The sequence below is a fragment of the Paenarthrobacter sp. C1 genome (assembly GCF_049315185.1).
Lineage (GTDB): Bacteria > Actinomycetota > Actinomycetes > Actinomycetales > Micrococcaceae > Arthrobacter > Arthrobacter nicotinovorans.
Genome location: NZ_CP186052.1, coordinates 4,152,047 through 4,176,457, shown reverse-complemented (window position 1 = coordinate 4,176,457; position 24,411 = coordinate 4,152,047). Strand labels below are relative to the sequence as shown.

The following is a 24,411-nucleotide window of genomic DNA, read 5'->3' as shown; positions in this document are numbered from 1 at the left end:
TGGTCCCTCCCCAGCCCGGAAACTTCGCCTATGTGGACAAATCTGCTGGATCATCGGCCCCGGCCAGCTTGCTTGGCCGGCTAATCCGCGGGTCCTCTCCGTTTCCAAGGGCGATGATCCAGCAGAATCTGTTTGCCGCAGGCCAAACTGCCAGTCCCACCCTGTGTTCTGAAGGCCACCCGTGACGCAGAATGGAGCATGCGGACTTTCGGGGTCGAGGAAGAACTGCTCATCGTTGATCCGGTGACGGGCATGCCCTTGGCTCTCGCGGACGCGCTTCTGGCCGGCTACGAGGAACCTGCCACGGAGACCGGACTGAGCCAGGAGCTCAAGCTGGAGCAAATCGAAACCCAAACGCGGCCGTGTCACAGCTATGCCGAACTCCTGCAGCAGATTCGCCGGGGCCGCGCCATGGCCGATGAAGCTGCCCGGCGGCACGGTGCAAGGGTTGCAGCGATCGCCACTTCACCATTGGCCTCGAACACGCACACCACCCCGGATCCCCGGTACGCCGCGATGCTGGACCACTTCGGCATCATCGCCACCGAGCAGTTGACGTGCGGGTTCCACGTTCACACTTCAGTGGAGTCCCCGGAGGAAGGCGTGGTGGTGCTGGACCACATCCGGGACAAACTCGCGGTACTCACCGCGCTCTCGGCCAATTCGCCCTACTGGCGCGGGCTTCCGACCGGGTTCGACAGCTACCGCACGCAGGCATGGAACCGGTGGCCCACGTCCGGGCCGTCATCGCTTTTTGGCTCGCTCACGGCTTATCGACGCGTGGTGCAGCGCTTGCTTGATACCGGTGTAGTCCTGGATGAGGGGATGATCTACTTCGATGCCCGGATCGCCAGGAACCAGCCCACCGTAGAGGTCCGGGTCGCCGACGTCTGCCTCCGCGCAGAGGACGCGGCGCTGATCGCGGTGCTGGTGCGGGCTTTGGTGGAGACGGCCTCCTTGGAAATGCTCGACGGCGTTGATCCCACCCCGGTGCCGACCGCCCTGCTGCGGATGGCGGGTTGGCGGGCCAGTAATTCCGGTTTGCGGGGAGACCTCCTGGACTTCGGCGATTTCCGGCCCCAGCCTGCCGCTGATGTCGTGTGGGCGTTGGTTGACTATCTCAGCCCGGTACTGGATGACCAAGGTGAATTGGCGCTGGTCAAGGCGGGCATTGCCGAAATTCTGGGACGCGGCAACGGAGCGCTCGAACAACGGGACTCAGCGGCACGGTACAGCGCCAGGCATCGTGACGGCGGGAACCCGCCCGGCTCCGAAGCCCTTGCCGCCGTGGTCTCGCACGCTGCGAAGGTGACTGTTCGTGGCACCGCGACAGGCGCGTTCAAGGACCCGGGCGCGTTCAAGGACCCTGTCCCGCTGCTGACCAGAGTGCGGCGGCCTTAGCCCTCGATGTCTCGGATGTTCTCGCTATCCCCGATGTCCCCGGGTTCCGGGCACGCCATCAGGTACGCTCCGACGGCTCCTTCGGTGAGGTAGAAAACCAGGGGCGGGATGTCCTTGGTGGTCGCCAGGACGGTCCCGGAAACCACGGCCATCCCTGCTGCCGTCATCCCCGCCCATCGTTTGGCGGGGGACTTCAGCAGGCTGCCGCCCAAGGCAGCCAAGCCCAGCACATGCAGCCATGAGTAGGCGAGGAACGGTGCATTGGATCCCCGAAAATAAGCGAAACGCTCAAGGTCCGAGGCCCGCCGCGACAAGCTGTAGATGAAGAATGGTGCGCCCGCGAGCAGCGCTGTTGCTGCCGCGGACGCCCACGCTTTGGAGGTCCCTGCCGGTTGTGCTTTCGAGAACGCCATGAAGCCCACCGGGACTGCGGCGGTTCCTGCAGCGGCCGCGTGGTGGCCGATCACCCATCCGCGCTCGCTGGCAAGCAGCAAACGCAGGCGCTCTGCGGGGTCGTGCATGAGGTACACGCGGGATCCCGGTGAAATCCCGGCCAACCACACCACCGATCCCGCAACGATGACAGCCCCCGCCCGGCGGTATGGATGCCTCATGCCAGCAAGGTTAGACCTGTTTGAGGGCCTTCTCCAGATCCAGGATGAGATCGTCCACGTCCTCCAGCCCCACCGACAAGCGCACCACGCCATCGGACAGCCCGATCGCCGCCCGGCCCTCCGGACCCATGGCCCGGTGGGTGGTGGTGGCAGGGTGGGTGATCAACGACTTGGAGTCACCAAGGTTGTTGGAGATGTCGATGACACGCAATCCATCAAGCAGCGCGAACGCGGCTTCTTTCGCGGAGCGGCCAGCGGACGGCGAGAGCTCGAACGTGAGCACTGTGCCTCCGGCTTTCATCTGCTTCGCGGCGAGCTCGTACTGCGGGTGCGACTTCAGCAAGGGGTACTTGACCCAGCTGATGGCGGGTTGCTGCTCCAACCATTCCGCGATCTTCAGGGCCGATGCCGAGCTGTGGTTGACTCGGAGCCCGATGGTTTCCAGGCCCTTGGTCAACACCCAGGCGTTGAAAGCCGAAAGCGATGGCCCCGTGTGGCGCATGAGCTGCTTCACCGGTCCATCGATGAACTCCTTGGTGCCCAGGATCGCGCCACCGAGGACGCGTCCCTGGCCGTCGATGTGCTTGGTGCCTGAGTACACAATCACGTCGGCGCCCAGCTCGCCACAGCGCTGCAGCAGGGGAGTGGCAAAGACGTTATCGACGACGACAGTCGCCCCAGCGGCATGCGCCAGTTCGCTGACGGCTTGGATGTCCACGATTTCCTGCATCGGGTTGGACGGTGACTCGAAGAAGACGGCGGTGGTCGGCTCGGAGAGAGCCTCACGCCACTGGTCAAGGTCCGGTCCGTCCACAAACACCGTCTCCACGCCCCAGCGCGGAAGGATCTCGTTGAGGATCACGAAGCAGGAGCCGAAGAGGGAACGGGCAGCAACCACGCGGTCCCCGGCAGCCAGCAGGGCACCCAGTGCGGTGAACACGGCGGACATGCCGGACGCCGTCGCGAAGCAAGCCTCGGTACCTTCGAGGAGGCGCAGCCGCTCCTGGAAGGTGGCCACGGACGGGTTGCCGTAGCGGGAGTAGACGAAGCGTTCGTCCTCGCCGGTGAACGCGCGTTCTGCCGCGGCGGCGGATTCGTAAACGAAGCCGGAGTTCAGGAAGACGGGTTCGGCCGTTTCCTGGAAGTTGGTACGGTCAAGTCCACCGCGAACGGCCTGGGTGTCGGGGCTCCAGCCGGCGGCGTCAGGATTGAAAGTCACTTACTCGGTCCCCAGATTCGTTGGCAGGCCACGGTTCTTCCAACCATTGACGGTGCGTTCGCCGTAACGGTCGGGTTCGCCCTCAAAGCCTTCAAGGACGTTGTAGGCGGTGAATCCTGCCTGCGTGGCGGCGATGGCGGCGGCGATGGAGCGCTGGCCGGAGCGGCAGATGAAGACGAGCTCCACGCCGTCGTCCTCGGGTGCCTGTTGTTGCAGGTCCTCGATGAAGCGGGAGTTCGGGATGCCGCCGGCGAGGTTCCACTGGATGAACAGGGGATCGTTCTCGGTGGCTTTCGTGTCGGGGATTCCGATGTGGGCCCATTCGCCCTCGGTGCGGACGTCCACCAGGATGGCGCCCTGTTCAAGCTTGGCCCACGCGTCCTGCGGGGTCAGGTCACCTGCGTAGCTCATGCGTGGCCCTCGAATGCTTCTTCGTCGTCGGTATCCAGTTCATCAACGGCGTTGGCGACTGCGGCATCGGCGCTGGCAATCGCGGCGGGCAGGACAACGGCCTGCGCGACGATCACGTCGGTTCCGTTGAACGTGGCTGCGGGGCTGCCGTGCAGTACGTACCCATCCGTCAGGGCGTTGGTGATCCGCTCACAAAAGTCGCGGGTATCCGGGCCTGTTATCAGGCGGTAAGAGAGTTTTTCTTCAGTGGGTTCAGGCATTGCTGGTGCTCCTCAGTCACGCTTGCAGTTCGAGTTGTCGATACGCCGAGTAGTCACCTGAGGCACCCCGCCGGAGAGAGGGTTGCCGACCAGCAAGTCAGGGCTTTGCGCTGGTTCTCATTACTCAAGAAAAACGTAGCATTCACGACGACGGCCCGCACGGCGGCCGTCGTCATGTTGCGTAACCGGGCGGTACTGGAGTACGGGTCCAATTAAGACGTCCCGGGAGCATAATTGACGCAGTACGACCCCCTGTAACTTCGTATGAAATCAGGTCGCGGTGAACGGACAGAGCAGTTCTACACTCAAGCCCATGCTGCATTTTGGTTGGTTCGTGGGGCACGGTTTCGGGGTGCAGGGCTGGGGCACTCCGGGCTACAGCCTGGGGTACGACTGGAAGAAACCGGCCCTGTACCAGGAGGCCGTGCGCGCGTTCGAGCTGTCCGGGCTGGACCTGTTCATCATCGAGGATTCCCTGACCGTCCCGGACACCTATGGCGGTACTGCCGAGGTTTCGCTGGCCCATGCTTCCTTTGCGCCGAAACACGATCCTCTGGCGTTGGTCCCGTACTTGCTTTCCGCCACGGAGCACCTGGGGATCGTTCCCACGGTCAGCGCTTCCTTCTACCCGCCCTTCACCGCGGCCCGGCTCCTCGCTACCCTGCAGCACTTCTCCGAGGGGCAGCTCGGATGGAATGTGGTCACCTCGGGCAGCGATCTCGCCGCGCAGAACTACGGCTTGGACCAGCAGATCGAACACGACCTCCGGTACGAAAAAGCGGAGGAATTCGTCGACGTCGTCAGGCGGCTTTGGCGTAGCTGGGAGGCCGACGCTGTACTTGAGGACGTTTCAGCCGGGGTGTTTGCGGACCATACCAAAGTGCACCCGATCAACCACGACGGGGACTTCTTCAAGGTCCGTGGGCCGTTGAACACGGCACCGTTGCCCGAGGAACCCGTGCTTGTCCAAGCGGGCGCCTCTCCGCGGGGCAAAGCGTTTGCCGGCGGTCACGCGGATGTGGCAATTGCGCTCGCCCGCGGCGTTGACGATATGAAGGCCTACCGGGATTCGATCCGGGCCGAGGCGGCGAAAGCCGGCCGGAATCCCGACGACGTGAAGGTGCTTTTCGTGCTGAAGCCCACCGTGGTGGGTTCCACAGCCGAGGCCGAGGAGTTGCGGGCGCAGCGCCGGGAATTGACGCAGCGTGACATCGACAGCCAGCTCAACTCCATCTCCTACCTGTCCGTGATCGACTTCAAAAAGTTCGACCTCGATGCCCCGCTTCCGGAGTTGAGCACCAACAGCAACCAGGGCACCTTGGAGCACTTCGCCAAGGCTGCCCCTCCCGGGTCCACTCTGCGTGAAATCCTGCAGGCACGCAGCGGTGGTGCCGGGGATTCGATCATCGGCACGGTGGGAGAAATTGCGGATTATCTGGAGGAGACCGGCGCGGCCGTAGGGGGCGACGGCTTCCTGTTCTCCGGCTTCGTTGATCCGGTGACCGTGCACGGTGTGCTGGACAAGCTGACCCCGGAACTCCGCCGCCGCGGCCTGTTGAGGAAGAGTTACGGCAACGGCGGATTCCGCCAAAACCTGCTGGATTTCTAATGGGCATTTTCACCATCGGGACGGGCCCCGTTTCCGCGTTGGCTGTGGCGGAAGCGGCTGCGGATCCGACATTTCACGTGGAACTCAACCAAGAAGCGTTGAATTTGATCGGACGGGGAAGGGACATCGTGGAGGAGGCGGCCGCCTCCGGCCAACGGATCTACGGTTTGAATACCCTTCTAGGGTCAGGCCGGGACACTGCTGTGGAGGAGAAGTCCCTCCTCGCCTACCAGGTGCAGGTCATCAGGTATCACAACAGCGGCGTAGGCCCGTATCTGGATCGTGCCGCAGCGCGCGCAGTGATCCTGGCCCGGCTTGTCGGGTTCAGCCGGGGCGGCTCCGGAGTGCGTGTCGGGACCGCAGGGTTCTACGCCGAACTGCTCAACCGCGGCGTCTACCCCGCCATCCCGCGCGAAGGGTCCGTGGGTTCCTCCGACCTGACCCAGCTGGCCGCCGTCGCTGCCGTAGCCCTGGGCGAGGGGGAAGCGTTCGATGCCTCCGGCATGCTGGTGCCCGGCGCCAAAGCCCTCGCGGACGCCGGCCTGCAAGCCCTGCAACCTGCTGCCGGAGAGGCCTTGGCCCTGGTGAGCGCCAATGCCTACTCCGTGGGCGCGGGAGCCCTCGCCTTGGTGCGCCTGCAGCACCTGGCCCGGCTCGCCGACGTCGCGCTTTCATTGTCGCTGGAGGCGATCGCAAGGTACGACGGCGGCGGAAACCTCAGTCCCTTTTCGCCGGCCATCCAGAGGGCCAAGGCGGTTGACGGCCAGCGGGACTCGGCCGCAGCTGTTCGACGGCTTCTCAGCGGTGGCTGGCTGGAGGATGTCCGCAGGGAAGTGTCGGTACAGGACGCGTTGTCCTTCCGGGCTGCACCGCAGACCCACGGGGCGTTCCGGTTCTTGGTGGCGCAGTTGCGTTCGGCCCTGGAAGTGGAGCTGAACGGCCGGGGAGACAACCCGTTGGTCGATGTGGAGTCGGGAACGATGGTGTCCGGCGGGAACTTCCAACCCATGCAGCTGGCGTTGTCCTTCGAAAGCCTGCGGTTGGGATTGGCGCACGTGGGGATCTCCAGCGAGCGGCGGATCGCCAAGCTGTATCCACCGCAGCGGGCCATCCGGGCGAGGCACCTGGCAGCGGCGTCCTCCGCGCCCGGTGCGGCGTCTGCCTTGATCCAGGAGGAGCTGCCCGGGCTGCTCTGGTATTCCGCGGCCGGACTGTTGGCCGAACTCAAATTCCTGGCGGCTCCGGCGACCCTCGGCGCGCCAACGCTCTCAGCCGACATCGAGGACCACTCGACGCTTGCTCCGCTGGCCTTGCAACAGCTGGAGAAGTCGATTGAGGCCGCGGAGAAGCTCCTGGCCATCGAGTCCCCCACGGCTTCCTACCTCCTGCTGGAAGCCGAAGCTGCGCAGCCGCTCGGCAACGGGACCGGGCTGGTGGCGGGCCGGCTTGCTGATGTGTTGGCGGACCGGCCGTCGGCGCCGGACCTGGTGGAGCGCTCGCGGACGGTGCTGCGCGAAGCCGTGGATCAGCTTTTCACTGAAACAGAGGAGGCGACGCCATGAGCACGGCCACCCGTAAGCATGGGTTGCATGCACTGCCCGGGGGTCTTGATGGTCTCGACGCCTCGGTCCTGGAAAAGGTGGGGAACACTCCGCTGGTCAAGCTGGAGAATTTCAGCCGCGGGCTCGGCAGTGTCATCCACGTCAAGCTGGAGTCCGAGAACCCCGGTGGTTCCATCAAGGACCGCACGGCACTAAGTATGGTGCGGGCGGCCGAGCGCTCGGGGGAGCTGAGGCCGGGGGCCACCATTGTGGAGAGCACGTCCGGCAACACCGGGATAGGGCTGGCGCTGATCGGGCACCTCACGGGCCACCCGGTGGTGGTGGTCACGGGCGACACCATTTCCGAGGAAAAACTCGCTGCGCTGCACAACTATGGCGCGCGGGTGATCCTGACGGATTGGAACGCGCCGTCCGAGTCTCCGGAGAACGCGCGAGCCGTGGCCGCCCGGATTACCGCGGAAACACCCGGCGCCTGGCGGCCCATGCAGTTCGACAATCCGGCCAATCCTTTGGCACATTACGAGACCACGGGGCCGGAGATCTGGGAACAGACGGGTGGGCTGGTGACGCATTTCGTGGCCGGCATCGGTACGGGCGGGACCATCAGCGGCAACGGGCGGTACTTGAAGGAACAGGTGGCAGCCTCAAGGCCGGGCGGGCACGTTGAAGTGGTAGGTGCAGACCCCTACGGATCCGCGTACAGCGGGGGTCATCCCGGCGAAATCCTGGTGGACGGCGTCGGCAACTCCTGGCCGCAGTCAGAGTGGCCCAAGATCTTCGACCGCTCCATCGTTGACCGCTTCCTCCGGATCCCCAACGACGAGGTCTACAGCACGGTCCATCGGCTTCTTGACGAAGAAGGGCTTGCGCTGGGGCCGTCGTCCGGTCTCGCTGTCGCGGCAGCAGTGCGCGTGGCCCGCGCCGCGCCTCACGGTTCGGTGGTGGTGGCCATAGCGCCCGACGCCGGCACCAACTACCTGAGCAAGGCCTTCAATCCCGTATGGCTGGCCGAGAACGGCATCCGCCTGGCCGCCGACACCCCGGAGTGACCCTCCCTCACATCCCGCGTGCTTGGCTGTGACGCTTGCTCACTTAAGCTCTCCGAGCGCGGTGCGTTAAGCTCCAAACATGCCTGAACAGGAAACAAAACCGCGGCTGGCCGGTTATCTCGATAAGCAGCAACCGGACCTCTACGCGACGCTCAGCCACTATTCGCAGCAACTCGTTGACGAAGCTGACCGGCTGGGGATCCCGCGCCGGACCCTCGAACTGATCAATTACCTGTGTTCGCAGATCAACGGGTGCGCGTTCTGTTTGGATCTCCACCACCGTCGGGCACTGAAGTACGGCGAGACGGAGCAGCGCCTGTCATTGGTGGCTGTGTACAAGGAAGTGCAGTTGTTCGAACCCAGCGAGGTGGTCGCCATGGAGATCGCGGAGCAGATTACCCGCATGAGTACCTCCCGTCCCAGCCCGGAACTGTTTGCCGTGGCGCGTCAGCACTACAGTGACGAACAGATCAGTGTCCTCTGCATGGCGGCGATTGGAATCAACGCTTTCAACAGGCTGTCAATTCTGAGCGAGCACCCGGTGCGGGCAAACAAGAAGTAGACCCAAGGCCATCAGCCGCGGAGAGTGATTGTGCGCAGGCGGGGTGAGGTCCGCCGTCGACCTTCCACAACAGATCAGCCCCTGGGCAACCGAAAAAGTTGTCCAAGGGCTGATCTGCATCCCAACAGGGTCAGGAATCCGCGGCGCTAGGAGTTGACGGCCTTTTTGAGCGAGCGGCGGCGTCCGTACTTGAAGTAGAAGAACGCGTAGCAGGCACCCACGAAGGGCACTCCGAACAGGAGGGCCGCCACTTGGTTGGGATCGAACGCGATGCCGATCAACGACACAACGCACAAGGCGAATGCGAGGATCGGCACCAGCGGGAACAGCGGCGCTTTGTACGGCAGAGTGTTGACGTCGCCACCGTTCCTCACGAACGTCCTCCGGTAGATGAAGTGTGAAGCCACGATCGACATCCACACACCTACCGTCGCAAAGCCGGCCACGGAAACGAGCACCAGGTAAACGGTAGCCGGCGCAACGACGCTGCTGATCAGCGAGGCGAGACCGCCGAGCATGCTCACGCAGAGGGCAACCAGCGGGATGCCGCGCTTGGTGAGCTTCTTGAAGACCTGGGGTGCGTGGCCTTCGTCGGCCAGCGAGAACAGCATGCGGGCACAGGAGAAGAGGCCGCAGTTTCCGGCCGAAAGCAACGCCGTGATGATCACGAAGTTCATGATGTCCGCCGCGTACGGGATGCCGAGCATGGAGAAGACGGTAACGAACGGGCTCTCGTCCACGCTGACTTTTTCGTACGGGATGGTTGCCGCAATCACCGTGATGGCACCAACGAAGAAGATCATTAGGCGGATCACCGTGGTACGCATTGCCTTGGGGATGTTCGCGCCGGGGTTGGCGGTCTCACCAGCGGCAACACCGATCAGTTCGGAACCGGAGAAGGCATAGAAGACGGCCAGGCACGTGACAAAGACTCCCGTGAAGCCGTTCGGGAAGAGCCCGTCAGGGGTGCTGAAGTTCTCGCCAAACGTGGGGTAGTCGCCCGTTGCAAGGGGGTGGAAACCGGTAAGCGCGGCGCCGCCCAGGATGATGAGGCCGACGACGGCGGCGACCTTGATGAGCGCGAACCAGAACTCCGATTCCCCAAAGACGCGCGATGAAATGGCGTTCAGGGTGAAGAGGACAGTTGCGAAAACGAAACACCAGATCCAGACATCCACGCCCGGGAACCACCGTTGCATGAGCAGCCCGGCCGCGGTGAATTCCGAACCAAGGGCCACAGCCCAGCAGAGCCAGTACAACCACGCCGTGGCGAAGCCCGTGGGGGGTCCGATGGTGCGGGCGGCATAGATGTGGAATGCGCCCGAAACGGGAAACGCAACAGCGAGTTCCCCGAGGCAGGCCATCACGAGATACACCACGACAGCGCCGATCAGGAAGGCAAGCACCGCGCCCAGGGGGCCGGCGGTGGCGATGGTGTAGCCGGAACTGACGAAGAGGCCTGAACCGATGACACCGCCCATGGCGATCATGACCAGGTGCCGGGCCTCCATGGACCGGCGGAGTCCTGATGGTGAGGCGGCAGTTGCGGACTGCGCCTCGGTTGCCGATGCTTCGGCTTTTGTGGGGGAGCTGAGTCCCATATTCCCTCCGGGAAGTTAGCCAGCAAAGTCTGAAGTAGTGGCAGTCGGACGTGATCCAACTAACACGAGAACAAGATTCATCACATGACGAATGACCATTTCAAGGAGGATAAGAAATGCGATTGGACGCACAATTTGCTCATGGGTGAGGCCAAGAGTTCCTTATCATTGAGTCATGCGAGCAATTACTCTACTTGCGACCTGCTAGGTTCCAAGCGGAGCATCCTTGGCAGACGCCCCAGGGCGGACCTCTATTCGATACCCGCGAACAATTCGTTCAGCTCGGCTGTGAGCTGCTTTCGGATGGCGGGTGTGCCGACTTCCTTGCCGTTGATGTGGTTCACCGGAGCGATCAAGCGAATACTCGAGATGAGCCACACGGCGTCGGCGTCGAACAAGTCTTGCGGCTCCAGTGGACCGTAGCCAAGTTCCCAGCCGGCGGCCTTGGCTGCCGCGAACAGCGCACCCTGCGAGGTTCCCGGAAGGATGCCGCTGTCCAGCTGCGGTGTAATCAGGCGGCGAACAGTCCTGACGGAACCAGCGCCGTCGTCCACTTCTTCAAGGTGCGCCAGCAGCACGGTGGACGTCGGCCCTTCCAGGACGCGGCCGTCGGTCGAGGTGAAGATCGCGTCGTCGGCGCCTTGCTTATGCGCGTAGCGCAGTGCGGCCATGTTGACGGCATAGGAAAGTGTTTTGGCACCGAGCAACAGCCATGGTGCGCGCTCGCCGGCTTCGGTGTCGAAGCCGCGGTCCAGAAGCACGACGTCGATGCCCGTCTCGCGCTGCCGGCGACTGCCCGCAGGTGAGGGCGAAGCCTGTACCCAGCATGTGGGGCTCGCCGCACCTTCAACACCGCGGGTGACGATGAGTTTGACCACAACCTCGTCCTCCTCAGGCGTGGGCGCAGGGTGGGTGCTGCGGAATTCCGTGATGGCCGTTTCGATGGCCCGCCGCCAGGCGTCCTGATCGGGCAGCGTCAGGTCCAAAGCTGCTGCAGAACCGGCCAGCCTGTTCAGGTGTGCCTGGACTTTCCGGGGCCGGCCCTGGACAGCCAGGAGTGATTCGAACACGCCATCTCCGCGTGTAGCTCCCAGGTCCGTGGCCATGAGCTGCGGTTGGCTGGAATCGGCAATTCGGCCGTTTTCGAAGGCGGGGTCCAGGAAAACGAGGACCGTGGGGGCTGCTGAAGTCATGGTCCCAGCTTAGTGCGGGGCCACCGCTGATGACTTTGCCGGATAGGCTGTGGTCACTGTTGTCCATGAACCGTGGGGGTTTGTCAGGTGCTCTTTCCTTTTCCGTTTGGCCAGGAGTGGACCTGGTTGCTGGGTGCGTGGGCCATCGCGGAAGTCATCATGCGGATCGTCCTGCTGGGTATCATTCCCGGCAATCGCCGTCCCACGACGGCCATGGCATGGCTTTTGGCTGTGTTCCTCATCCCATCCGTGGGCTTCGTCCTGTTCCTGTTGTTTGGCAATTTCAAACTTTCCAAGCGCAGGCGGGAGCAGCAGGAAGAAGTCAACCGCCGCGTCCGTGCCGTGACCTCCGATCTTTCGGATCCGGTGAGCGTCTACTCCGGACCCGAGTGGGTGAAGTCGGCCGGGGAGCTTAACCACAGGCTGGGCTCGCTGCCCATGGTGGATGGCAACAAGGTGGAGCTGATCCCCGGCTACCACGAGTCCATTAAGGCCATGGCCGAGGCCGTCAGGGACGCCAAGAATTACATCAACGCCGAGTTCTACATCATGAGCAGTGACTCCGTGACTGATGAGCTCCTGACTGAGCTGGAGAAAGCGGCTGAGCGGGGCGTCACTGTGCGGCTCCTCTTCGACCACATTGGAACGTTGCGCGTCAAGGGCTACCGCCGCCTGATCCGCAGGCTCAAAGCGGGCAAGATCCAGTGGAAGCGCATGCTGCCCCTGCTGCCCATCCACGGCCAATGGCGGCGTCCGGACTTGAGGAACCACCGCAAGATCATGGTGATCGACGGACAGGTGGCATTCACCGGTTCGCAGAACCTCATTGAGCCGTCCTACAACAACCCCAAGCACCACAAGGTGGGACGCAAATGGGTTGAGCTCATGTCCAGGCTTGAAGGCCCGATCGTCCCCACCCTCAACGTGGTCTTCGCGACGGACTGGCTCAGCGAAACGGACGAGTCCCTGGAGGACCAGCTGCGCCTGCCGGCGTTGCCGTCCCCCGGCCAGGTCACCGCACAGGTTGTGCCCAGCGGCCCGGGGTTCGCGACAGAGAACAACCTGCGGCTCTTCAACACGTTGATCTACTCGGCGCAGCACCGGATTTCAATCTGCAGCCCGTACTTCGTCCCCGATGATTCCTTGCTGTACGCCATCACCACTGCCGCCCAGCGGGGGGTGGACGTGGAGTTGTTCGTCTCGGAGAAGGGCGACCAGTTCCTGGTGCACCACGCCCAGCGCTCCTACTACGAGGCACTGCTGAATGCAGGGGTGCGCATCTATCTCTACCGCGCGCCATACGTCCTCCACGCCAAGCATTTCACCATTGATGACGAGGTGGCGGTTCTTGGTTCCAGCAACATGGACATGCGCTCCTTCTCCCTCAACATGGAGGTCTCGGTGATGCTGCTGGGCGCCGAGACCGTGAACCTCATGCGGGCCGTGGAATCCACGTACCGCGAGGTATCCCGTGAGCTTATGCTGGACGACTGGATGGACCGGCCCCCGTTGGCCAAGTATGTGGATAACGTGGCCAGATTGACGGCAACGCTCCAGTAGTCCTCACCGGGGATTCAGTCGGGGAAGCCGGCGCCGAGGGTTGAGAGCACCCCGAAGGCCTTGGTCCTTATTTCCTCGTACTCGTCGTCGGCCACGGAATCCGAGGTGATGGCGCCGCCCACGCCGAGCGTGAGACTACGCCCCCTGCCGCCGTCGGGATTGGCCACCAAGGTGCGGATGACCACCGCGAGGTCGGTGGCGGCGTTCAGGGAGAAGTAGCCGATGGCGCCGGAGTAGATGCCGCGCGGCCCTGCTTCGAGTTGGTCGAGGATGTCCATGGTGCTGATCTTGGGCGCCCCGGTCATGGATCCTGCCGGGAACGCGGCGGCTACTGCTTCTGCCCGGGGAGCGCCTGGCCGCAGGTGTGCGTCCACGGTGCTCACCATCTGGTGGACGGTCGCGTAGCTTTCGATGGCGCACAGCCTGCTCACCGTCACCGAACCGGGGATGGCGAAGTGGCTGAGATCGTTGCGGAGCAGGTCCACGATCATGATGTTCTCGGCGCGGTCCTTCAGAGAGGTCTCAAGGTCCTGCCGCAGGGCTGCGTCCGCGTCAGGGTCGGCAGACCGGCCCCGGGTGCCCTTGATCGGCTCGGCGCGCATGCCGCCGTCGGACAGGATCCGCAGGAACCGCTCAGGTGAGGTGCTGGCGACCTCCAGCTCCCCGAACCGCAGGTAACTGGCGAACGGGGCCGGGTTCCGGCGTCGCAGTGCAAGGTAGCTGGTCCACGCGTCGAAGTTCCCCGCGGGTGCTTCCAGCGTGGTGGTCAGGCAGATTTCGTAGGAGTTGCCCTCGCCGATTTGGTGCTGGGAGTCGGCGATTTTGCGTTTGTAGTCGGTGGCGGAATCGCGGCTGACGAACTCGGGGACGGTTGCCGTGGGGGCGGCATCCGCGCCTGGAGAAGCGGCACCGGAAGACCCGACGACGGCGGCCCGCGCCTCGCGCAGCCACTGGTCCGCGTCGGGGGCGTCCAGGGCCAGCAGCCATGCTGTCTGTTCGCGGTGGTCCAGGACCACGGCCCGGCCCGCGAAGAGGAGTGCTGCGTCCGGGGTGTCGGAACGGACATCGTTGCCGCCGGTTTCGCGCTTGAGTTCGTACCCCAGGTATCCAAGCCAGCCGAGCGTGAATTGGCCGTCGTATCCGCGGGGCGCGCGGACCGCCCGTCTGCCCCAGACCGAGTCCAGCCACCGGAAGAAGGGGCCGGATGTGGTCACGGAGGCTGACCCTGCCGTGACGGTGGTGACCCCGGAACGGTGCGATACCGTCTGGCCGAAAGTGCCGCCGTCGTCGGCCAGGATGCTGAAGCGGCTGCGGGCCGCGGCTTGGGAGCGGCCGGCCACTGCGGCCGCGTTGGACGAGTCGAGCCACACGGCGTTCCGCGACTGCCCGTAGAGGGTTTCGAAAAGGCGTGCGGCGTCCGGCGTCGCCTCCAGGCGCTCGGACCGCAACTGCAGCCCGCGCCGTGCGCTCAGTTCGGGGGAGAGGATGGCTGCCAGCGCAGGCAGGTACATGAGTGCCTGGAGAACGTGGTCCGGCGCGCTGCCGTTGGCGGGATTTTGGACGTGGATGTCGGCTTCGGCGATGACGGAGTCGTCCGAGAGCCACTCTTCTTCCTGCGCAGCCCAGGTGTCCCAGTAGGGTTCGTAGGTGCTTCCGTCGCGCGTCAGGGCTCGACGACGGCGATCGTCACCCGGCGCTTCCACCCACACCACGGCGTCCAGCATGGGACGGGCGGCGTCGGCGGCGGATCCCACGCCCTCCACGATGACGATTTCCGCGGGCAGCGTGACGTTCAGCCCGCCGTCGTAGTGCCGTTCCCAGTCCCAGCTGACCCATTCTGCGGCCGTTCCCTGGCTGAGCGGGGTGAGCACGGTGGCCACGTAACGCTCGACGCCGGTACGCAGGCCGTTCCACCCCGGATAGATGTCCTCGAGGTGGAAGAGCGAAACTTTATGGTGTTGCCGAAGCCGGGCCGCCAGCTCGACGGCCAGTGTGGTTTTGCCTGCGCCGGACCTGCCGTCAACAGCGATGATCACGGGTGCAGGGGTCATGTCATAGAGGTTACCTGCTGGTGCTCCTGGCCTGCTTCGGTGTCTCCGGAGGCGATGGCTGCTTTGACGTGTTCCACGATTCCCGGGATAGCCGATTTGATGAGCGTCCAGGTGTTGTCGAAGTCCGTGTGCCCGCCGTACCAGGGGTCCTCGATACCAAGGTCCAGGGAGCTGCGGTCGGCCACTTGGGGGTCGAAGCTTCGCAGCATGCGGACCTTTTCCAGTGAGGCGCGGTCAGGGGCGCCTTCCTGGAGCCAGCCGAAGTGGTCGACGTCCAGGGCCAGGATCAGGTCCCGCCCGGCGAACCATTCGTGCCGCCATTCCCGGGCCACGTGGTCCTCGGAGGCGATGTGCTGGGCTGTCAGGACGCGGGCGGCGCGTGGGTCGATGGGGTGGCCGACCTCGTAGCCCGTAGTGCCCGCTGAATCCACCACTACAAGCTTGCCGAGCCCTTCCGCAGTGAAGGCTTCGGCCAGCATGAGCGCTGCCATGGGCGAGCGGCAGATGTTTCCGGTGCAGACCGTGATGATGCGGTATGGGCTCGTCGTTGAGTACATGGAGCAAGCATGGTTGATGGCACCCCCTCTTGGCTAGGGGCAACTTCACAAGTGAGTCACTTTTGCTGTCAAAGCTGTCACAGGGGGAGGTTCTGCACCGCTTCGATCAGGCGGTGGCGGCTGCTGTGGCTTCGGCGGCCAGCGCTGCTGCGGCCAGGTAGACGGTGCGCACGACGGCGGCGCGTCGCCTTTGGATGCGGCCGGGGTCATTGCCGGCCATGAGTCCGTCCAAGGCCGGCAACACCGGTGCGGAATCGCAGAGGCTCACGATGGTGATGAGGAGGTCTCCCGCGTCTTCCCGGGAGATTCCGGGCAGGGCTGCGATGGTGCTGTTGACCTTCGATGCGCAGTTGGCCATGCGTTTGGGCAGGCCAACCACGTCGGACCCCCGTTCCAGGCCTTCCCAGAACAGCAAACGGGGGGCCGTTGCGTCTTCCTGGTGATGGTCGAAGAGCCGGCCCGCATAGTCCGCCATGGCTTCGGGGCCGTTGCCCTCGATGGGTACTTCGTCCATGAGGGAGCTGAGCGCCGCGACAATCACGGCGTCGAACAGCCCGTTCTTGTTCCCGAAGTACTGGTAGATCCGCTCTTTGTTGACGCCGGCCTCGGACGCGATCCTGTCGATACGGGCGCCCGCCAGTCCACGTGTGCAGTACTCGGTGGTTGCCGCTTCCAGCAGCAGTGCCTTGGTTCGTTCCGTGTCCCATGCCATAGGGTCATATTAGCAGTTTCCAACTAAGTAGTTGTAATTGTTCCAAGGTCGGGTTATTGTGATCTCAAGTCAATTGCAACTATCTGGTTGGAGAATCTGATGACGACCGAAGTCGCCGCCGAAACAACTGCCCCCGTGGCCCCGGCCGCCGCCCGCCCGCAGGGGCCCTCCGTTCACATGCGGGCGCTCATTACCTGGATCGCCATATTTCCGCTTGTATCTGCAGGAATGCTGCTGCTCGGCCCGATCATGGAGCCTTGGCATCCCGTTCTGCGCGCGCTCGTGCTGACCGCATTCGTTGTCCCCACGGCCGTCTATCTCGTGGTGCCGCGCCTCATGGCCGGCCACGGAGCGCTGTCCCGCAAAGCCGTGGAGCGCGCAGCCCAGCGCGCAGCCCGCAAGTCCGCTTAACCCAAGGCAGCCCGTAAGTCCCCTTAACCCAAAGAGGGGACAGTGCACGCTCCAATGAAGGCTCATGAGAGCGCGTGCTGTCCCCTGGTTGGGTGCCGTGCCGCTTAGGACGCCCGTGCAGCCTCGACTTCTTCGCGGCTCGCATACGCGGCCTGCGTGCCCTTCTTCGTTGCGGCCAGGGCGGCGGCCACCGAGGCAAACGCGGCCGCGTCGGCCAGCGAATCACCTGCGGCCAGCCGGGCAGCAACAGCACCCGTGAACGCATCTCCGGCGCCCGTCGTGTCCACGGCGTCCACCCTGGTGGGGGAGATGCGCGTGATCTGGTCCTCCGCTCCACGGGCGAGCGAGTCCAAGACCACGGAGCCCTGCGCGCCCAGCGTCACGAGCACACGCTGCAGTCCACGGTCCGCGAATTGGGCCCGGACCGGCTCCCATGCCTCAGCTTCGGCGTCGGCATCGGGAATGTCAGCCTCCGAGCCAAGGAACATCGCGGCCTCGTGCGCATTCACCAACAGAACGTCGCTCAGGCCGGCCAGAACCTCGGGCACCTCAGCGTACGGTGAGAGGTTCAGCAGAACCGTGGCTCCGGCGTCGTGCCCTGCCTGCGCGGCGGCCACCACGGTATCCATCCCCACTTCCAGGCACAGGCAGACGACGGCAGCGTCGGCGAAAGCAGCAGCCTCCACGTCCGCTGGCCGCAGCGTGCCGTTCGCTCCGGCGGAGATGATGATGCTGTTCTCGCCGCGCGCGTCGACGGAAATGACCGCGACGCCGGTAGCTGCATCGGAGCGTCGGACGCGGGACACGTCCACTCCGGCGCTGGCGGTCGAGTCCAGGAGCATGGTGCCGTTGGGGTCCTCGCCCACCGCGCCAATCAGGCTGACCTTGCCGCCGAGCTTGCTGGCAGCCACCGCCTGGTTGGCGCTCTTGCCCCCAGGGTTCACCGCGAACCCGTTGCCATGGACCGTCTCGCCGGGGTCGGGGAGGCGGTCGGTGTAGATGGTGAGGTCGGCGTTGAGGGAGCCGACGACGACGATCCCCGCCTTGGGCGCGTTGCTGCCGTTGCTCATGCGGCCACCTTCCCGGCCTCGGCCACTTCTGCGTCCACCGGCTTGGGGATCAGCAGCGAAGCGGCAAACGCGGCGAACGTGATCGCGAGGCCCACCACCACAACGGTCAGGTACGACGCCTTGGCATCATTCAGGGAGGCCGTTGCGACGAGGACGGCGGGAAGGACCAGGAAGCTCAACCCGGCACCGAGGTTGAAAGCGCCGGCGTTCATGCCCGGGAGGAAGCCGGGGTTGCCCTGCGGCGAAAGGACCACGCCAAGTCCGTTCAGCATGATGTTGACGGTGCCGGCGTACATGATGCCCAGCAGGGCCGTGCCCAGGATCATCATGGGCAGGTTGTTGAGGCCGAAGAACGCAATGATGGCCAGTGCCACGAGGCTGCCGACCAGGCCGATGCGCAGGACCTTGGTGTAGCCCAGAATCGGTGCGAGGCGGCCACTGATCGGGCCGAAGATCCAACCGAGCAGCGCGTACGGCGTCAGGATGATCAGCGACATCTCCGTGGGGCCGACGCCGAAGCCCGGATCGGCAGCCTGGACGTAGGCCGGGACGATGCCGTTGATGACCGCGAAGATACCGGTCATGGTGAGGGTGGTGGTCAGCAGTGGTGCCCACGTGGAGCGCTGGCGCAGATGCACGGTTTCCACCATGGGCTGCTTGGCGCGCTTCTCGACAGTCCAGAACGCAAAGAAGGCGACGGCGGCAATCACCGTCAGGCTGATGGCAAGGGTCAACGTGCCGGAATCGAAGGCGGTGGCCAGTTTGGAGCCTTCGTTCAGTGCCGTCAGCAGTGCGCCCACGGCGATCACGATGAAGAAGACGCCCAGCCAGTCCATGGTGGTGCCGGCGGCAGGCTTGCTCTCGCCGGCCAGGACGGCGATAAGGACCGTGGCCACCACGGCGAGGGCCACCATGAGCCAGAAGATGCTGCGGAAGCCGAAGTTCTCAGCGAAGTAGCCTCCGACAAAAGAGTCGACGCCGGCCACGCCGCCGTTGACGGCCGTGATGAGGCCCATGAGCGTGCCGTACTTGCGCGGGTTGCTGACGGCGGAGCGAAGCATGATCAGGCACAGCGGGACGGTCGGTCCGCTGACGCCCTGGATGATGCGGCCCACGAAGAGCCACGTCACGTCAGGGGCCATCGCGGCGATGACGGATCCGACGGCCATGAGGAGCATCATGCCCACCAGGATCTTCTTGCGGCCAACGATGTCGCTCAGGCGCGGAAGGAAGAGCGAGAACAGGGCGGCAGCGGTGAAGAACCAGGTCTGGGACAGGCCGATGGTGGCTTGATCCGTGTTGAGTTCGTTGCCCATGGTGACCAGGGCAGGGCTGAGCATGGAGGCGTTGAGCTGGAAGGCTACGCAGGCTGCCAGCAGGGCAACCATGAGCGCGGTGACGTTGCCGCGCGCGGACTTTGTTTCGGTGAGCGTGGACATTAGTTGGACTCTCCTGCCAGGACCGTTTCGGCAATCACGGTGGCGTCAGCGCCGCCGTCGTGCGTTGGTTCGCCGATCCGTTGGATCGCATCGGTGACCAGGTCCCAGAACTTCTTGTGGTCGAGGTCAACAGCCACCGAGGTGTGGCAGTCCTCCGGCGCGGGCGCGCGGAAGTCGGCCACGGTCATGCCGAGGGTGAGCTTGCCCTGGAGTTCGATGTCCACGGGCACCTTGCGGGTGGTCATGACGCTGGGATCGATGACGTAGGCCACGGCGCACGGATCGTGGACCGGCGGGAAGTCGAAGCCCTGGGCGTCCTTGTAGGTCTTCTTGAAGAATTCCATGAGTTCCAGGACGAACTTGGCCGGCTTGGTGCCGATGGCCGCGATGTTGTTGACCACCTCGTCCGTGGCCAGTGCCTGGTGCGTGAGGTCGAGGCCGACCATCACCACGGGCCACTTTTCGTTGAAGACGATGTGTGCGGCCTCGGGGTCGATGATGATGTTGAACTCGGCCACCGCGCTCCAGTTGCCCACGTGGTAGCCGCCGCCCATGAGGACGACTTCCTTCACACGCTCCACGATGCGCGGTTCCTTGCGCGCGGCCATCGCGATGTTGGTGAGTCCGGCGGTGGGAACCAGTGTGACGGTGCCCGGCTCGTGCGCCATGACGGTTTCAATGATGAGGTCGACGGCGTGGCGCGGGTCGAGCTCGATGGCGGACTCGGGCTGCTCCGGGCCGTCCATGCCGGAGTCGCCGTGGATGCTGGGGGCCGTTTCGATGGTGCGGACCAAGGGGCGGTCGCAGCCGGCGGCGAACGGAACTCCGGTGATGCCTGCGATGGTGGCTACCGAGAGGGCGTTACGGGTGACTTTCTCAAGGGTCTGGTTGCCCACCACGGTGGTCACAGCGAGCAATTCGATGTCCGGGTTGCCGTGCGCCAGCAGCATTGCCACTGCGTCGTCATGGCCGGGGTCGCAGTCAAGAATGATCTTCTTGCGTGTGTTGGGGTCCACGTTTGTCTCCACGTCATTGGGGCCTGCCGGGAACTTGCCCGGGCAGGGCGATAAGCATTCAGGGCGATTCTGGCATCCGACCGGCCAGAACGTCAAACGCTTAACGTAGAGTGCGTCAAGCGCTTGATGCCTTGGCGCAGGTCAGAGCAGCGGAACAACGCTACGATCGATGCATGGAATCCCTGGATCGGCGCAGCAGCCGTGCTCATCGCACGCCCAGGGTGACGGCTGCCATGGTGGCCGCCCGGGCCGGTGTTTCCACAGCCACGGTCTCCCTGGTGGCCAACGGCAAAACCCAGGGCCGGGTATCTGACGACAATATCTCCCGCGTCCGTACTGCGATCGCCGAACTGGGCTACGTGGTGGACAGTATCGGCAGCTCGTTGGCCCGCGGAGTCAGCTCCATCGTCATCCTGGTCACCCCTGACGTGTCCAACCCGTTCTTCGCCAACGTGATCGCCGGGGTGCGGGAATCCTTGGGTGCGGAGTACCAGCTGCTCCTCTCAGTGACCGACGCCGGCGAATCGCCGCAGGCTTCCGACGTGCGTAAGTTGTTGGCCCTCCGCCCGGCGGGGTTGCTGGTGGGTGCTCCGAGCGCTGAGTTCCTGGAAGACCTTTCCGCGGCCGGTCCACTGGTGCTGTTGGACGCCCCGGGGCTGGAAGCTTACGCACCCTCCGTGAATCTCGATGTTGCCCAAGGCGCCCGCGAACTGGCCCGGCACCTGGCTGCATCCGGACACACCCGTGCCGCCTACGTCGACGGCATCACCGGAACCGCGACGTTCCAGCTGCGCCGTGAAGCCTTCCTGGAAGAAGCCGCTGCCTGCGGGCTGGTGGTCGACGCCGGGCATGTCATCAGTACAGCGATCGACGTCGGTGCTGCCGCCGCTGCTTTCGCCGACGCCTGGCCCGCGTGGGAGCGCGAGGGGGTGACCGCCGTCGTCTGCGGTACGGATACGCACGCCTACGGCGTACTGCAGGAAGCGCGGGTGGAGGGCGTCGCCATTCCGCAGGAGTTGGCTGTTGCGGGCTTCGATGATCTGCCCTACTCGGCCACCAGCAATCCCAGCCTCACCACTGTGCACCTGCCCGCGAGACCGCTGGGCCGCAGAGCTGGGGAGCAGCTCCGCGGGCTGATGGAGGGTGTGGCTCTCAAGGAGCCGCATGTGACGCTGGAGAGCTCCCTGGTGGTGCGCGGATCTACGGCGTAGAACCGGTCTTCATAGCTCCGGCCGGCTATCGCTTCAACGGGCGGAGCTGTTCCTCTGTGACAGGCAGCGAAACTGTGAAGTAGATCTGCGGAGCGGTCATGTCGCCCCAGTCGTCCTTCTTCACCCGAACTGCGGAGGGCGTGACCTCCGCGATCCGCACGCGCAGCCAGCCGCCGTCGTCGAGCCGTAATTCATGGGGGTCGGCCAGGTACCGCAGGCCGAGGTCATTGAGCGTTTCCTCGGCGGTGAACCAATCCACAACGTCCGTGCGCGGGCGTCCCAGCATGTCGATGGCGACGAATCCGTCATCCACGGGCTTCATCCACCCCACATGCTCGCCGTCATCCGCGCGCCGGTGCTCGATCCAGTCAGCTTCCATGCCTCCGACCGTAGCATTCGGCCATGACGTACCGGGGTTAGTGAATGACCGCCAGCAGGATGCCGACCAGCACAAACAGGCAACCGAACACGCGGTTGAGGACCTTTTGGCCCTTCTGGTCATGGGTAAAGCGTTGGAATGAACGTGCTGCCAAGGCGAAGAAGAACCACATGACAATGATGTCGATGGCGAGGACTGTTGCGGTCAGCACTACATATTGCTGTACCAGGGGCTGGTCCGGGCGGATGAACTGCGGCATGAAGGCCAGGAAGAAGACAATTGCCTTTGGGTTCAGCAGGTTGACCCAGACACCCCGCTGGAACATGGACAGTGCGGGCTCGTTCTTCTTGTCATCGACCTGCTCTTTGTCCAAGTCAGGCTTGCGCAGGAATTGGCGGATGCCAAGGTAGACCAGGTACGCGGCGCCAGCGTATCGGATGACGTTGAAGATGACCGGCGAATTGGAAACCAGGACACCCACACCGAGAGCGACGATCAGGATGTGGATGATCAACGCCACCTGTTGGCCGAGGATGCCCCAGATGGAGCGTCGGAAGCCTGAGTTCAGCGAGTTGCTCATGGTGAAGATCGCGCCGGCGCCGGGAGTGAAACTGATGAGGGTGCCGGCGCCTACCAGGGCCAGCCAAAGTGAAAACTGCACCATCTCAGCTTATGCGGGGGCGGCGGGTGGCCGGGACGCGTACCGCGACGACCACCTTTGCCGGACTTGTGACAGTGGCCGCCAACCTGGGGCTGGCGGCCACTGCCCCCGCTTAGGGGATGTTGTGCCAGAACCAGCGGGCAACATCAACGGCTAGCCGGATGATGTTGACCACGAGGTTCCAGGCGCCCCATGATTCCTCGCGTTTCCGTTTGGACTTCATACCGGGCACCTCCTCCCGAGGGAACAGGACGCGGCCACACCATGGGAGCTACAAGCGTTGCGCCCATGGTGTCGGGGGCCATAGACTCAAGAGGTGATGTTTGAGGTTCTAAGGCCCTCCAACCGCACCAAATGAGCGCACCGCGCCGAACAGGGACCCGATTGCCGTCGGGTCCATTGTTCTTTAACGGCACCACAGGACTTCTTCCTGGTCCTCCAACCCTAAGGGAACGGAGGCTTCTTTCCCCCGAGGGGTTTTGAGCTGTGGATCGCTTCCCTGCTGCTTTGTTGAGAAGGCTCAGGCCGGGTGGCCGGGACGCGTTGCTTCCTGACCTTGTTTAGCCGCTGCAGCCACGGAATGCACCCGGAATAGGTTGATTTAGCGCTGCTGTGAGTTGAAAGAGGGTCGTGAAGGTACAGCCAAGGCCCCCGGCAATGAGGCAGACTGATCCCGTGAGCGGAACTCCCTGGGTGCTGCACGTTGATCTCGACCAGTTCATAGCGGCGGTCGAGGTACTGAGGCGGCCCGAGCTGGCCGGTAAGCCGATCATTGTCGGCGGCCGCGGAGACCCCACGGAACGGGCAGTCGTTTCGACGGCGTCCTACGAGGCCAGGGCGTTCGGCGTGGGCTCGGGCATGCCGCTGCGCATCGCAGCGCGGAAAGTGCCGGACGCCATCATCCTGCCGGTCGACCAGGAAGCCTATCTGGCGGCCTCGGAAACCGTGATGGCCACCCTGCGTGAGCAACCCGGCGCAACGGTGCAAGTGCTGGGCTGGGACGAAGCCTTTGTCGGAGTGGAAACCGAGGACCCGGTAGCTTACGCACAGCAGATCCAGGAAGCCGTGCTCGAAAACACCCGGCTCCATTGCAGCGTGGGTATCGGTGACACGCTGGTCCGCGCCAAGAACGCAACTGATTTCGGCAAACCCGCCGGCATCTTCCGCCTGACGAAGGACAACTGGCTGGAGGTCATGGGGGACAAGCCCACCATTGAGCTGTGGGGCGTCGGGCCGAAGATTTCCAAGCGGCTGGCCACCCACGGGATCACCACAGTCAACGACCTGGCTGCCGCTGATCCCCAGGACCTGGTCCCGGAATTCGGCCCGAAAATGGGCCCGTGGTACGCGCAACTGGGCCGTGGCGAGGGTGCCGCGGAAGTGGACGACACCCCTTGGGTTGCCCGGGCCCACGGCCGCGAAACCACGTTCCAACAGGACCTGACGGAACCTGGCCAGATCGAGGACGCCCTCAAGGAGCTGACGGCCCGGGTCCTGGAAGACGTCGCCGCCGAAGGCCGGCCCGTGGTTGGGCTGACGCTCAAGGTCAGGTACAAGCCGTTCTTCACCAAGACCTATGCCAGGAAAATTCCCGAGACCTACGACCGCGACGAAGTCCTGGCCCAGGCCCTCGGCCTCACCGCCAAGATCGAGCCCGACCGCCCCATCCGATTACTCGGATTGCGGGCAGAAATGGCCATGCCCGAGGAAGCCAGGAAGGGCCACACGCCAACACGCAGCGGTTGGTAACGCCCGACGCCGGCCTGCCGCCTATCGGCGCGGACCTGACAGCTAAGATTCAATAAATAGTTTCACAATTCGCGTCACGAATTGATGGTTCACGTTCTAAGTGCATCTCCATGT

Annotated in this window: 23 protein-coding genes and 1 riboswitch; of the genes, 9 read left to right on the top strand and 14 right to left on the bottom strand. The window is 64.2% G+C overall.

Features of this window, described 5'->3' with window-relative positions:
- Window positions 1-198: 198 nt before the first annotated feature.
- The gene (locus ACNAOU_RS19525; protein WP_422757544.1) at window positions 199-1,401 is read left to right on the top strand and encodes a glutamate--cysteine ligase 2; all 1,203 of its coding nucleotides are present in this window, start codon (window positions 199-201) and stop codon (window positions 1,399-1,401) included.
- On the opposite strand, the gene ACNAOU_RS19520 is transcribed toward ACNAOU_RS19525, so the two are convergent.
- The 4 genes from ACNAOU_RS19520 to ACNAOU_RS19505 are packed head-to-tail and all read right to left on the bottom strand — an operon-like array spanning window position 1,398 to window position 3,905.
- On the bottom strand, window positions 1,398-2,015 hold the full coding sequence (locus ACNAOU_RS19520; protein WP_210077576.1) for a hypothetical protein: 618 nt from the start codon (window positions 2,013-2,015) through the stop codon (window positions 1,398-1,400). The genes ACNAOU_RS19525 and ACNAOU_RS19520 overlap by 4 nt on opposite strands.
- 10 nt (window positions 2,016-2,025) lie before the next feature.
- Window positions 2,026-3,234 (bottom strand): O-succinylhomoserine sulfhydrylase, encoded by a 1,209-nt coding sequence (locus tag ACNAOU_RS19515; RefSeq protein WP_079581891.1) that lies wholly within the window; start codon window positions 3,232-3,234, stop codon window positions 2,026-2,028.
- Entirely contained in the window at window positions 3,235-3,645 is a 411-nt protein-coding gene (locus ACNAOU_RS19510; RefSeq protein WP_039243084.1) for a rhodanese-like domain-containing protein, read from the bottom strand.
- Complete coding sequence (locus ACNAOU_RS19505; RefSeq protein ID WP_210077578.1) at window positions 3,642-3,905, bottom strand: DUF1737 domain-containing protein; 264 nt, start codon at window positions 3,903-3,905, stop codon at window positions 3,642-3,644. Before ACNAOU_RS19505 ends, ACNAOU_RS19510 begins: the two co-directional genes overlap by 4 nt.
- Window positions 3,906-3,918: 13 nt before the next feature.
- Window positions 3,919-4,030: riboswitch (SAM riboswitch) on the bottom strand.
- Between the two features lie 155 nt (window positions 4,031-4,185).
- Between ACNAOU_RS19505 and ACNAOU_RS19500 the strand changes: the two genes are divergently transcribed.
- From ACNAOU_RS19500 to ACNAOU_RS19485, 4 genes are all read left to right on the top strand, one after another.
- Window positions 4,186-5,514 (top strand): NtaA/DmoA family FMN-dependent monooxygenase, encoded by a 1,329-nt coding sequence (locus tag ACNAOU_RS19500; RefSeq protein ID WP_422757543.1) that lies wholly within the window; start codon window positions 4,186-4,188, stop codon window positions 5,512-5,514.
- The gene (locus ACNAOU_RS19495; protein WP_422757542.1) at window positions 5,514-7,076 is read left to right on the top strand and encodes an aromatic amino acid ammonia-lyase; all 1,563 of its coding nucleotides are present in this window, start codon (window positions 5,514-5,516) and stop codon (window positions 7,074-7,076) included. The genes ACNAOU_RS19500 and ACNAOU_RS19495 overlap by 1 nt, the downstream gene beginning before the upstream one ends.
- Window positions 7,073-8,125: a PLP-dependent cysteine synthase family protein gene (locus ACNAOU_RS19490; RefSeq protein ID WP_018778202.1), complete on the top strand. Its 1,053-nt coding sequence runs from the start codon at window positions 7,073-7,075 to the stop codon at window positions 8,123-8,125. The genes ACNAOU_RS19495 and ACNAOU_RS19490 overlap by 4 nt, the downstream gene beginning before the upstream one ends.
- Before the next feature lie 79 nt (window positions 8,126-8,204).
- A complete protein-coding gene (locus tag ACNAOU_RS19485) occupies window positions 8,205-8,687 on the top strand; it encodes a carboxymuconolactone decarboxylase family protein (RefSeq protein WP_018778203.1) in 483 nt (160 codons plus the stop codon).
- A 146-nt stretch (window positions 8,688-8,833) separates the two neighbouring features.
- On the opposite strand, the gene ACNAOU_RS19480 is transcribed toward ACNAOU_RS19485, so the two are convergent.
- Together ACNAOU_RS19480 and ACNAOU_RS19475 are read right to left on the bottom strand one after the other, a co-directional pair.
- Window positions 8,834-10,288, bottom strand: coding sequence for an amino acid permease (locus ACNAOU_RS19480; protein ID WP_422757541.1), 1,455 nt, complete (start codon window positions 10,286-10,288; stop codon window positions 8,834-8,836).
- A 251-nt stretch (window positions 10,289-10,539) separates the two neighbouring features.
- Entirely contained in the window at window positions 10,540-11,481 is a 942-nt protein-coding gene (locus ACNAOU_RS19475) for an aminodeoxychorismate lyase (RefSeq protein ID WP_018778205.1), read from the bottom strand.
- 87 nt (window positions 11,482-11,568) lie between these two features.
- Here ACNAOU_RS19475 and cls point away from each other — a divergent pair, with 87 nt between their 5' ends.
- On the top strand, window positions 11,569-13,041 hold the full coding sequence (cls, locus tag ACNAOU_RS19470; RefSeq protein WP_422757540.1) for a cardiolipin synthase: 1,473 nt from the start codon (window positions 11,569-11,571) through the stop codon (window positions 13,039-13,041).
- Window positions 13,042-13,055: 14 nt separating this feature from the next.
- Here cls and pabB read toward each other — a convergent pair whose 3' ends face one another.
- From pabB to ACNAOU_RS19455, 3 genes are all read right to left on the bottom strand, one after another.
- The gene (pabB, locus tag ACNAOU_RS19465) at window positions 13,056-15,092 is read right to left on the bottom strand and encodes an aminodeoxychorismate synthase component I (protein WP_422757539.1); all 2,037 of its coding nucleotides are present in this window, start codon (window positions 15,090-15,092) and stop codon (window positions 13,056-13,058) included.
- Window positions 15,089-15,649 (bottom strand): low molecular weight protein-tyrosine-phosphatase, encoded by a 561-nt coding sequence (locus tag ACNAOU_RS19460; protein WP_026267233.1) that lies wholly within the window; start codon window positions 15,647-15,649, stop codon window positions 15,089-15,091. Before ACNAOU_RS19460 ends, pabB begins: the two co-directional genes overlap by 4 nt.
- Window positions 15,650-15,755: 106 nt before the next feature.
- Entirely contained in the window at window positions 15,756-16,361 is a 606-nt protein-coding gene (locus ACNAOU_RS19455) for a TetR/AcrR family transcriptional regulator (protein WP_422757538.1), read from the bottom strand.
- A 99-nt stretch (window positions 16,362-16,460) separates the two neighbouring features.
- Between ACNAOU_RS19455 and ACNAOU_RS19450 the strand changes: the two genes are divergently transcribed.
- Entirely contained in the window at window positions 16,461-16,772 is a 312-nt protein-coding gene (locus ACNAOU_RS19450) for a hypothetical protein (RefSeq protein ID WP_422757537.1), read from the top strand.
- A 104-nt stretch (window positions 16,773-16,876) separates the two neighbouring features.
- Here the strand turns inward: ACNAOU_RS19450 and ACNAOU_RS19445 are convergent, their stop codons facing one another.
- From ACNAOU_RS19445 to ACNAOU_RS19435, 3 genes are read right to left on the bottom strand one after another with little or no spacing between them, the layout of a single operon-like run.
- A complete protein-coding gene (locus tag ACNAOU_RS19445) occupies window positions 16,877-17,842 on the bottom strand; it encodes a ribokinase (RefSeq protein WP_422757536.1) in 966 nt (321 codons plus the stop codon).
- Window positions 17,839-19,281 (bottom strand): MFS transporter, encoded by a 1,443-nt coding sequence (locus ACNAOU_RS19440; RefSeq protein WP_018778213.1) that lies wholly within the window; start codon window positions 19,279-19,281, stop codon window positions 17,839-17,841. Before ACNAOU_RS19440 ends, ACNAOU_RS19445 begins: the two co-directional genes overlap by 4 nt.
- Complete coding sequence (locus tag ACNAOU_RS19435; protein WP_422757535.1) at window positions 19,281-20,297, bottom strand: nucleoside hydrolase; 1,017 nt, start codon at window positions 20,295-20,297, stop codon at window positions 19,281-19,283. The genes ACNAOU_RS19440 and ACNAOU_RS19435 overlap by 1 nt, the downstream gene beginning before the upstream one ends.
- 173 nt (window positions 20,298-20,470) lie before the next feature.
- Between ACNAOU_RS19435 and ACNAOU_RS19430 the strand changes: the two genes are divergently transcribed.
- On the top strand, window positions 20,471-21,508 hold the full coding sequence (locus ACNAOU_RS19430; protein WP_422757534.1) for a LacI family DNA-binding transcriptional regulator: 1,038 nt from the start codon (window positions 20,471-20,473) through the stop codon (window positions 21,506-21,508).
- Between the two features lie 25 nt (window positions 21,509-21,533).
- On the opposite strand, the gene ACNAOU_RS19425 is transcribed toward ACNAOU_RS19430, so the two are convergent.
- Window positions 21,534-21,887 carry a hypothetical protein gene (locus ACNAOU_RS19425; RefSeq protein WP_055972799.1) on the bottom strand — a complete coding sequence of 118 codons (354 nt, stop codon included), beginning with the start codon at window positions 21,885-21,887 and terminating at the stop codon, window positions 21,534-21,536.
- Window positions 21,888-21,924: 37 nt separating this feature from the next.
- The gene (locus ACNAOU_RS19420; protein ID WP_018778217.1) at window positions 21,925-22,551 is read right to left on the bottom strand and encodes a LysE family transporter; all 627 of its coding nucleotides are present in this window, start codon (window positions 22,549-22,551) and stop codon (window positions 21,925-21,927) included.
- 654 nt (window positions 22,552-23,205) lie between these two features.
- Here ACNAOU_RS19420 and ACNAOU_RS19415 point away from each other — a divergent pair.
- Window positions 23,206-24,297, top strand: coding sequence for a DNA polymerase IV (locus tag ACNAOU_RS19415; RefSeq protein WP_422757533.1), 1,092 nt, complete (start codon window positions 23,206-23,208; stop codon window positions 24,295-24,297).
- Window positions 24,298-24,411: the final 114 nt, after the last annotated feature.

Bases quoted from the DNA above. Each gene is read 5' to 3' on its own strand.
- ACNAOU_RS19455 (WP_422757538.1), bottom strand. From the start codon at position 16,361: ATGGCATGGGACACGGAACGAACCAAGGCACTGCTGCTGGAAGCGGCA.
- ACNAOU_RS19495 (WP_422757542.1), top strand. From the start codon at position 5,514: ATGGGCATTTTCACCATCGGGACGGGCCCCGTTTCCGCGTTGGCTGTG.
- ACNAOU_RS19430 (WP_422757534.1), top strand. From the start codon at position 20,471: ATGGAATCCCTGGATCGGCGCAGCAGCCGTGCTCATCGCACGCCCAGG.
- ACNAOU_RS19485 (WP_018778203.1), top strand. From the start codon at position 8,205: ATGCCTGAACAGGAAACAAAACCGCGGCTGGCCGGTTATCTCGATAAG.
- ACNAOU_RS19490 (WP_018778202.1), top strand. From the start codon at position 7,073: ATGAGCACGGCCACCCGTAAGCATGGGTTGCATGCACTGCCCGGGGGT.
- ACNAOU_RS19460 (WP_026267233.1), bottom strand. From the start codon at position 15,649: ATGTACTCAACGACGAGCCCATACCGCATCATCACGGTCTGCACCGGA.
- ACNAOU_RS19420 (WP_018778217.1), bottom strand. From the start codon at position 22,551: ATGGTGCAGTTTTCACTTTGGCTGGCCCTGGTAGGCGCCGGCACCCTC.
- ACNAOU_RS19415 (WP_422757533.1), top strand. From the start codon at position 23,206: ATGAGGCAGACTGATCCCGTGAGCGGAACTCCCTGGGTGCTGCACGTT.
- ACNAOU_RS19505 (WP_210077578.1), bottom strand. From the start codon at position 3,905: ATGCCTGAACCCACTGAAGAAAAACTCTCTTACCGCCTGATAACAGGC.
- ACNAOU_RS19425 (WP_055972799.1), bottom strand. From the start codon at position 21,887: ATGGAAGCTGACTGGATCGAGCACCGGCGCGCGGATGACGGCGAGCAT.
- ACNAOU_RS19510 (WP_039243084.1), bottom strand. From the start codon at position 3,645: ATGAGCTACGCAGGTGACCTGACCCCGCAGGACGCGTGGGCCAAGCTT.
- ACNAOU_RS19440 (WP_018778213.1), bottom strand. From the start codon at position 19,281: ATGTCCACGCTCACCGAAACAAAGTCCGCGCGCGGCAACGTCACCGCG.
- ACNAOU_RS19520 (WP_210077576.1), bottom strand. From the start codon at position 2,015: ATGAGGCATCCATACCGCCGGGCGGGGGCTGTCATCGTTGCGGGATCG.
- pabB (WP_422757539.1), bottom strand. From the start codon at position 15,092: ATGACCCCTGCACCCGTGATCATCGCTGTTGACGGCAGGTCCGGCGCA.
- ACNAOU_RS19450 (WP_422757537.1), top strand. From the start codon at position 16,461: ATGACGACCGAAGTCGCCGCCGAAACAACTGCCCCCGTGGCCCCGGCC.
- ACNAOU_RS19480 (WP_422757541.1), bottom strand. From the start codon at position 10,288: ATGGGACTCAGCTCCCCCACAAAAGCCGAAGCATCGGCAACCGAGGCG.
- ACNAOU_RS19445 (WP_422757536.1), bottom strand. From the start codon at position 17,842: ATGAGCAACGGCAGCAACGCGCCCAAGGCGGGGATCGTCGTCGTCGGC.
- ACNAOU_RS19475 (WP_018778205.1), bottom strand. From the start codon at position 11,481: ATGACTTCAGCAGCCCCCACGGTCCTCGTTTTCCTGGACCCCGCCTTC.
- ACNAOU_RS19525 (WP_422757544.1), top strand. From the start codon at position 199: ATGCGGACTTTCGGGGTCGAGGAAGAACTGCTCATCGTTGATCCGGTG.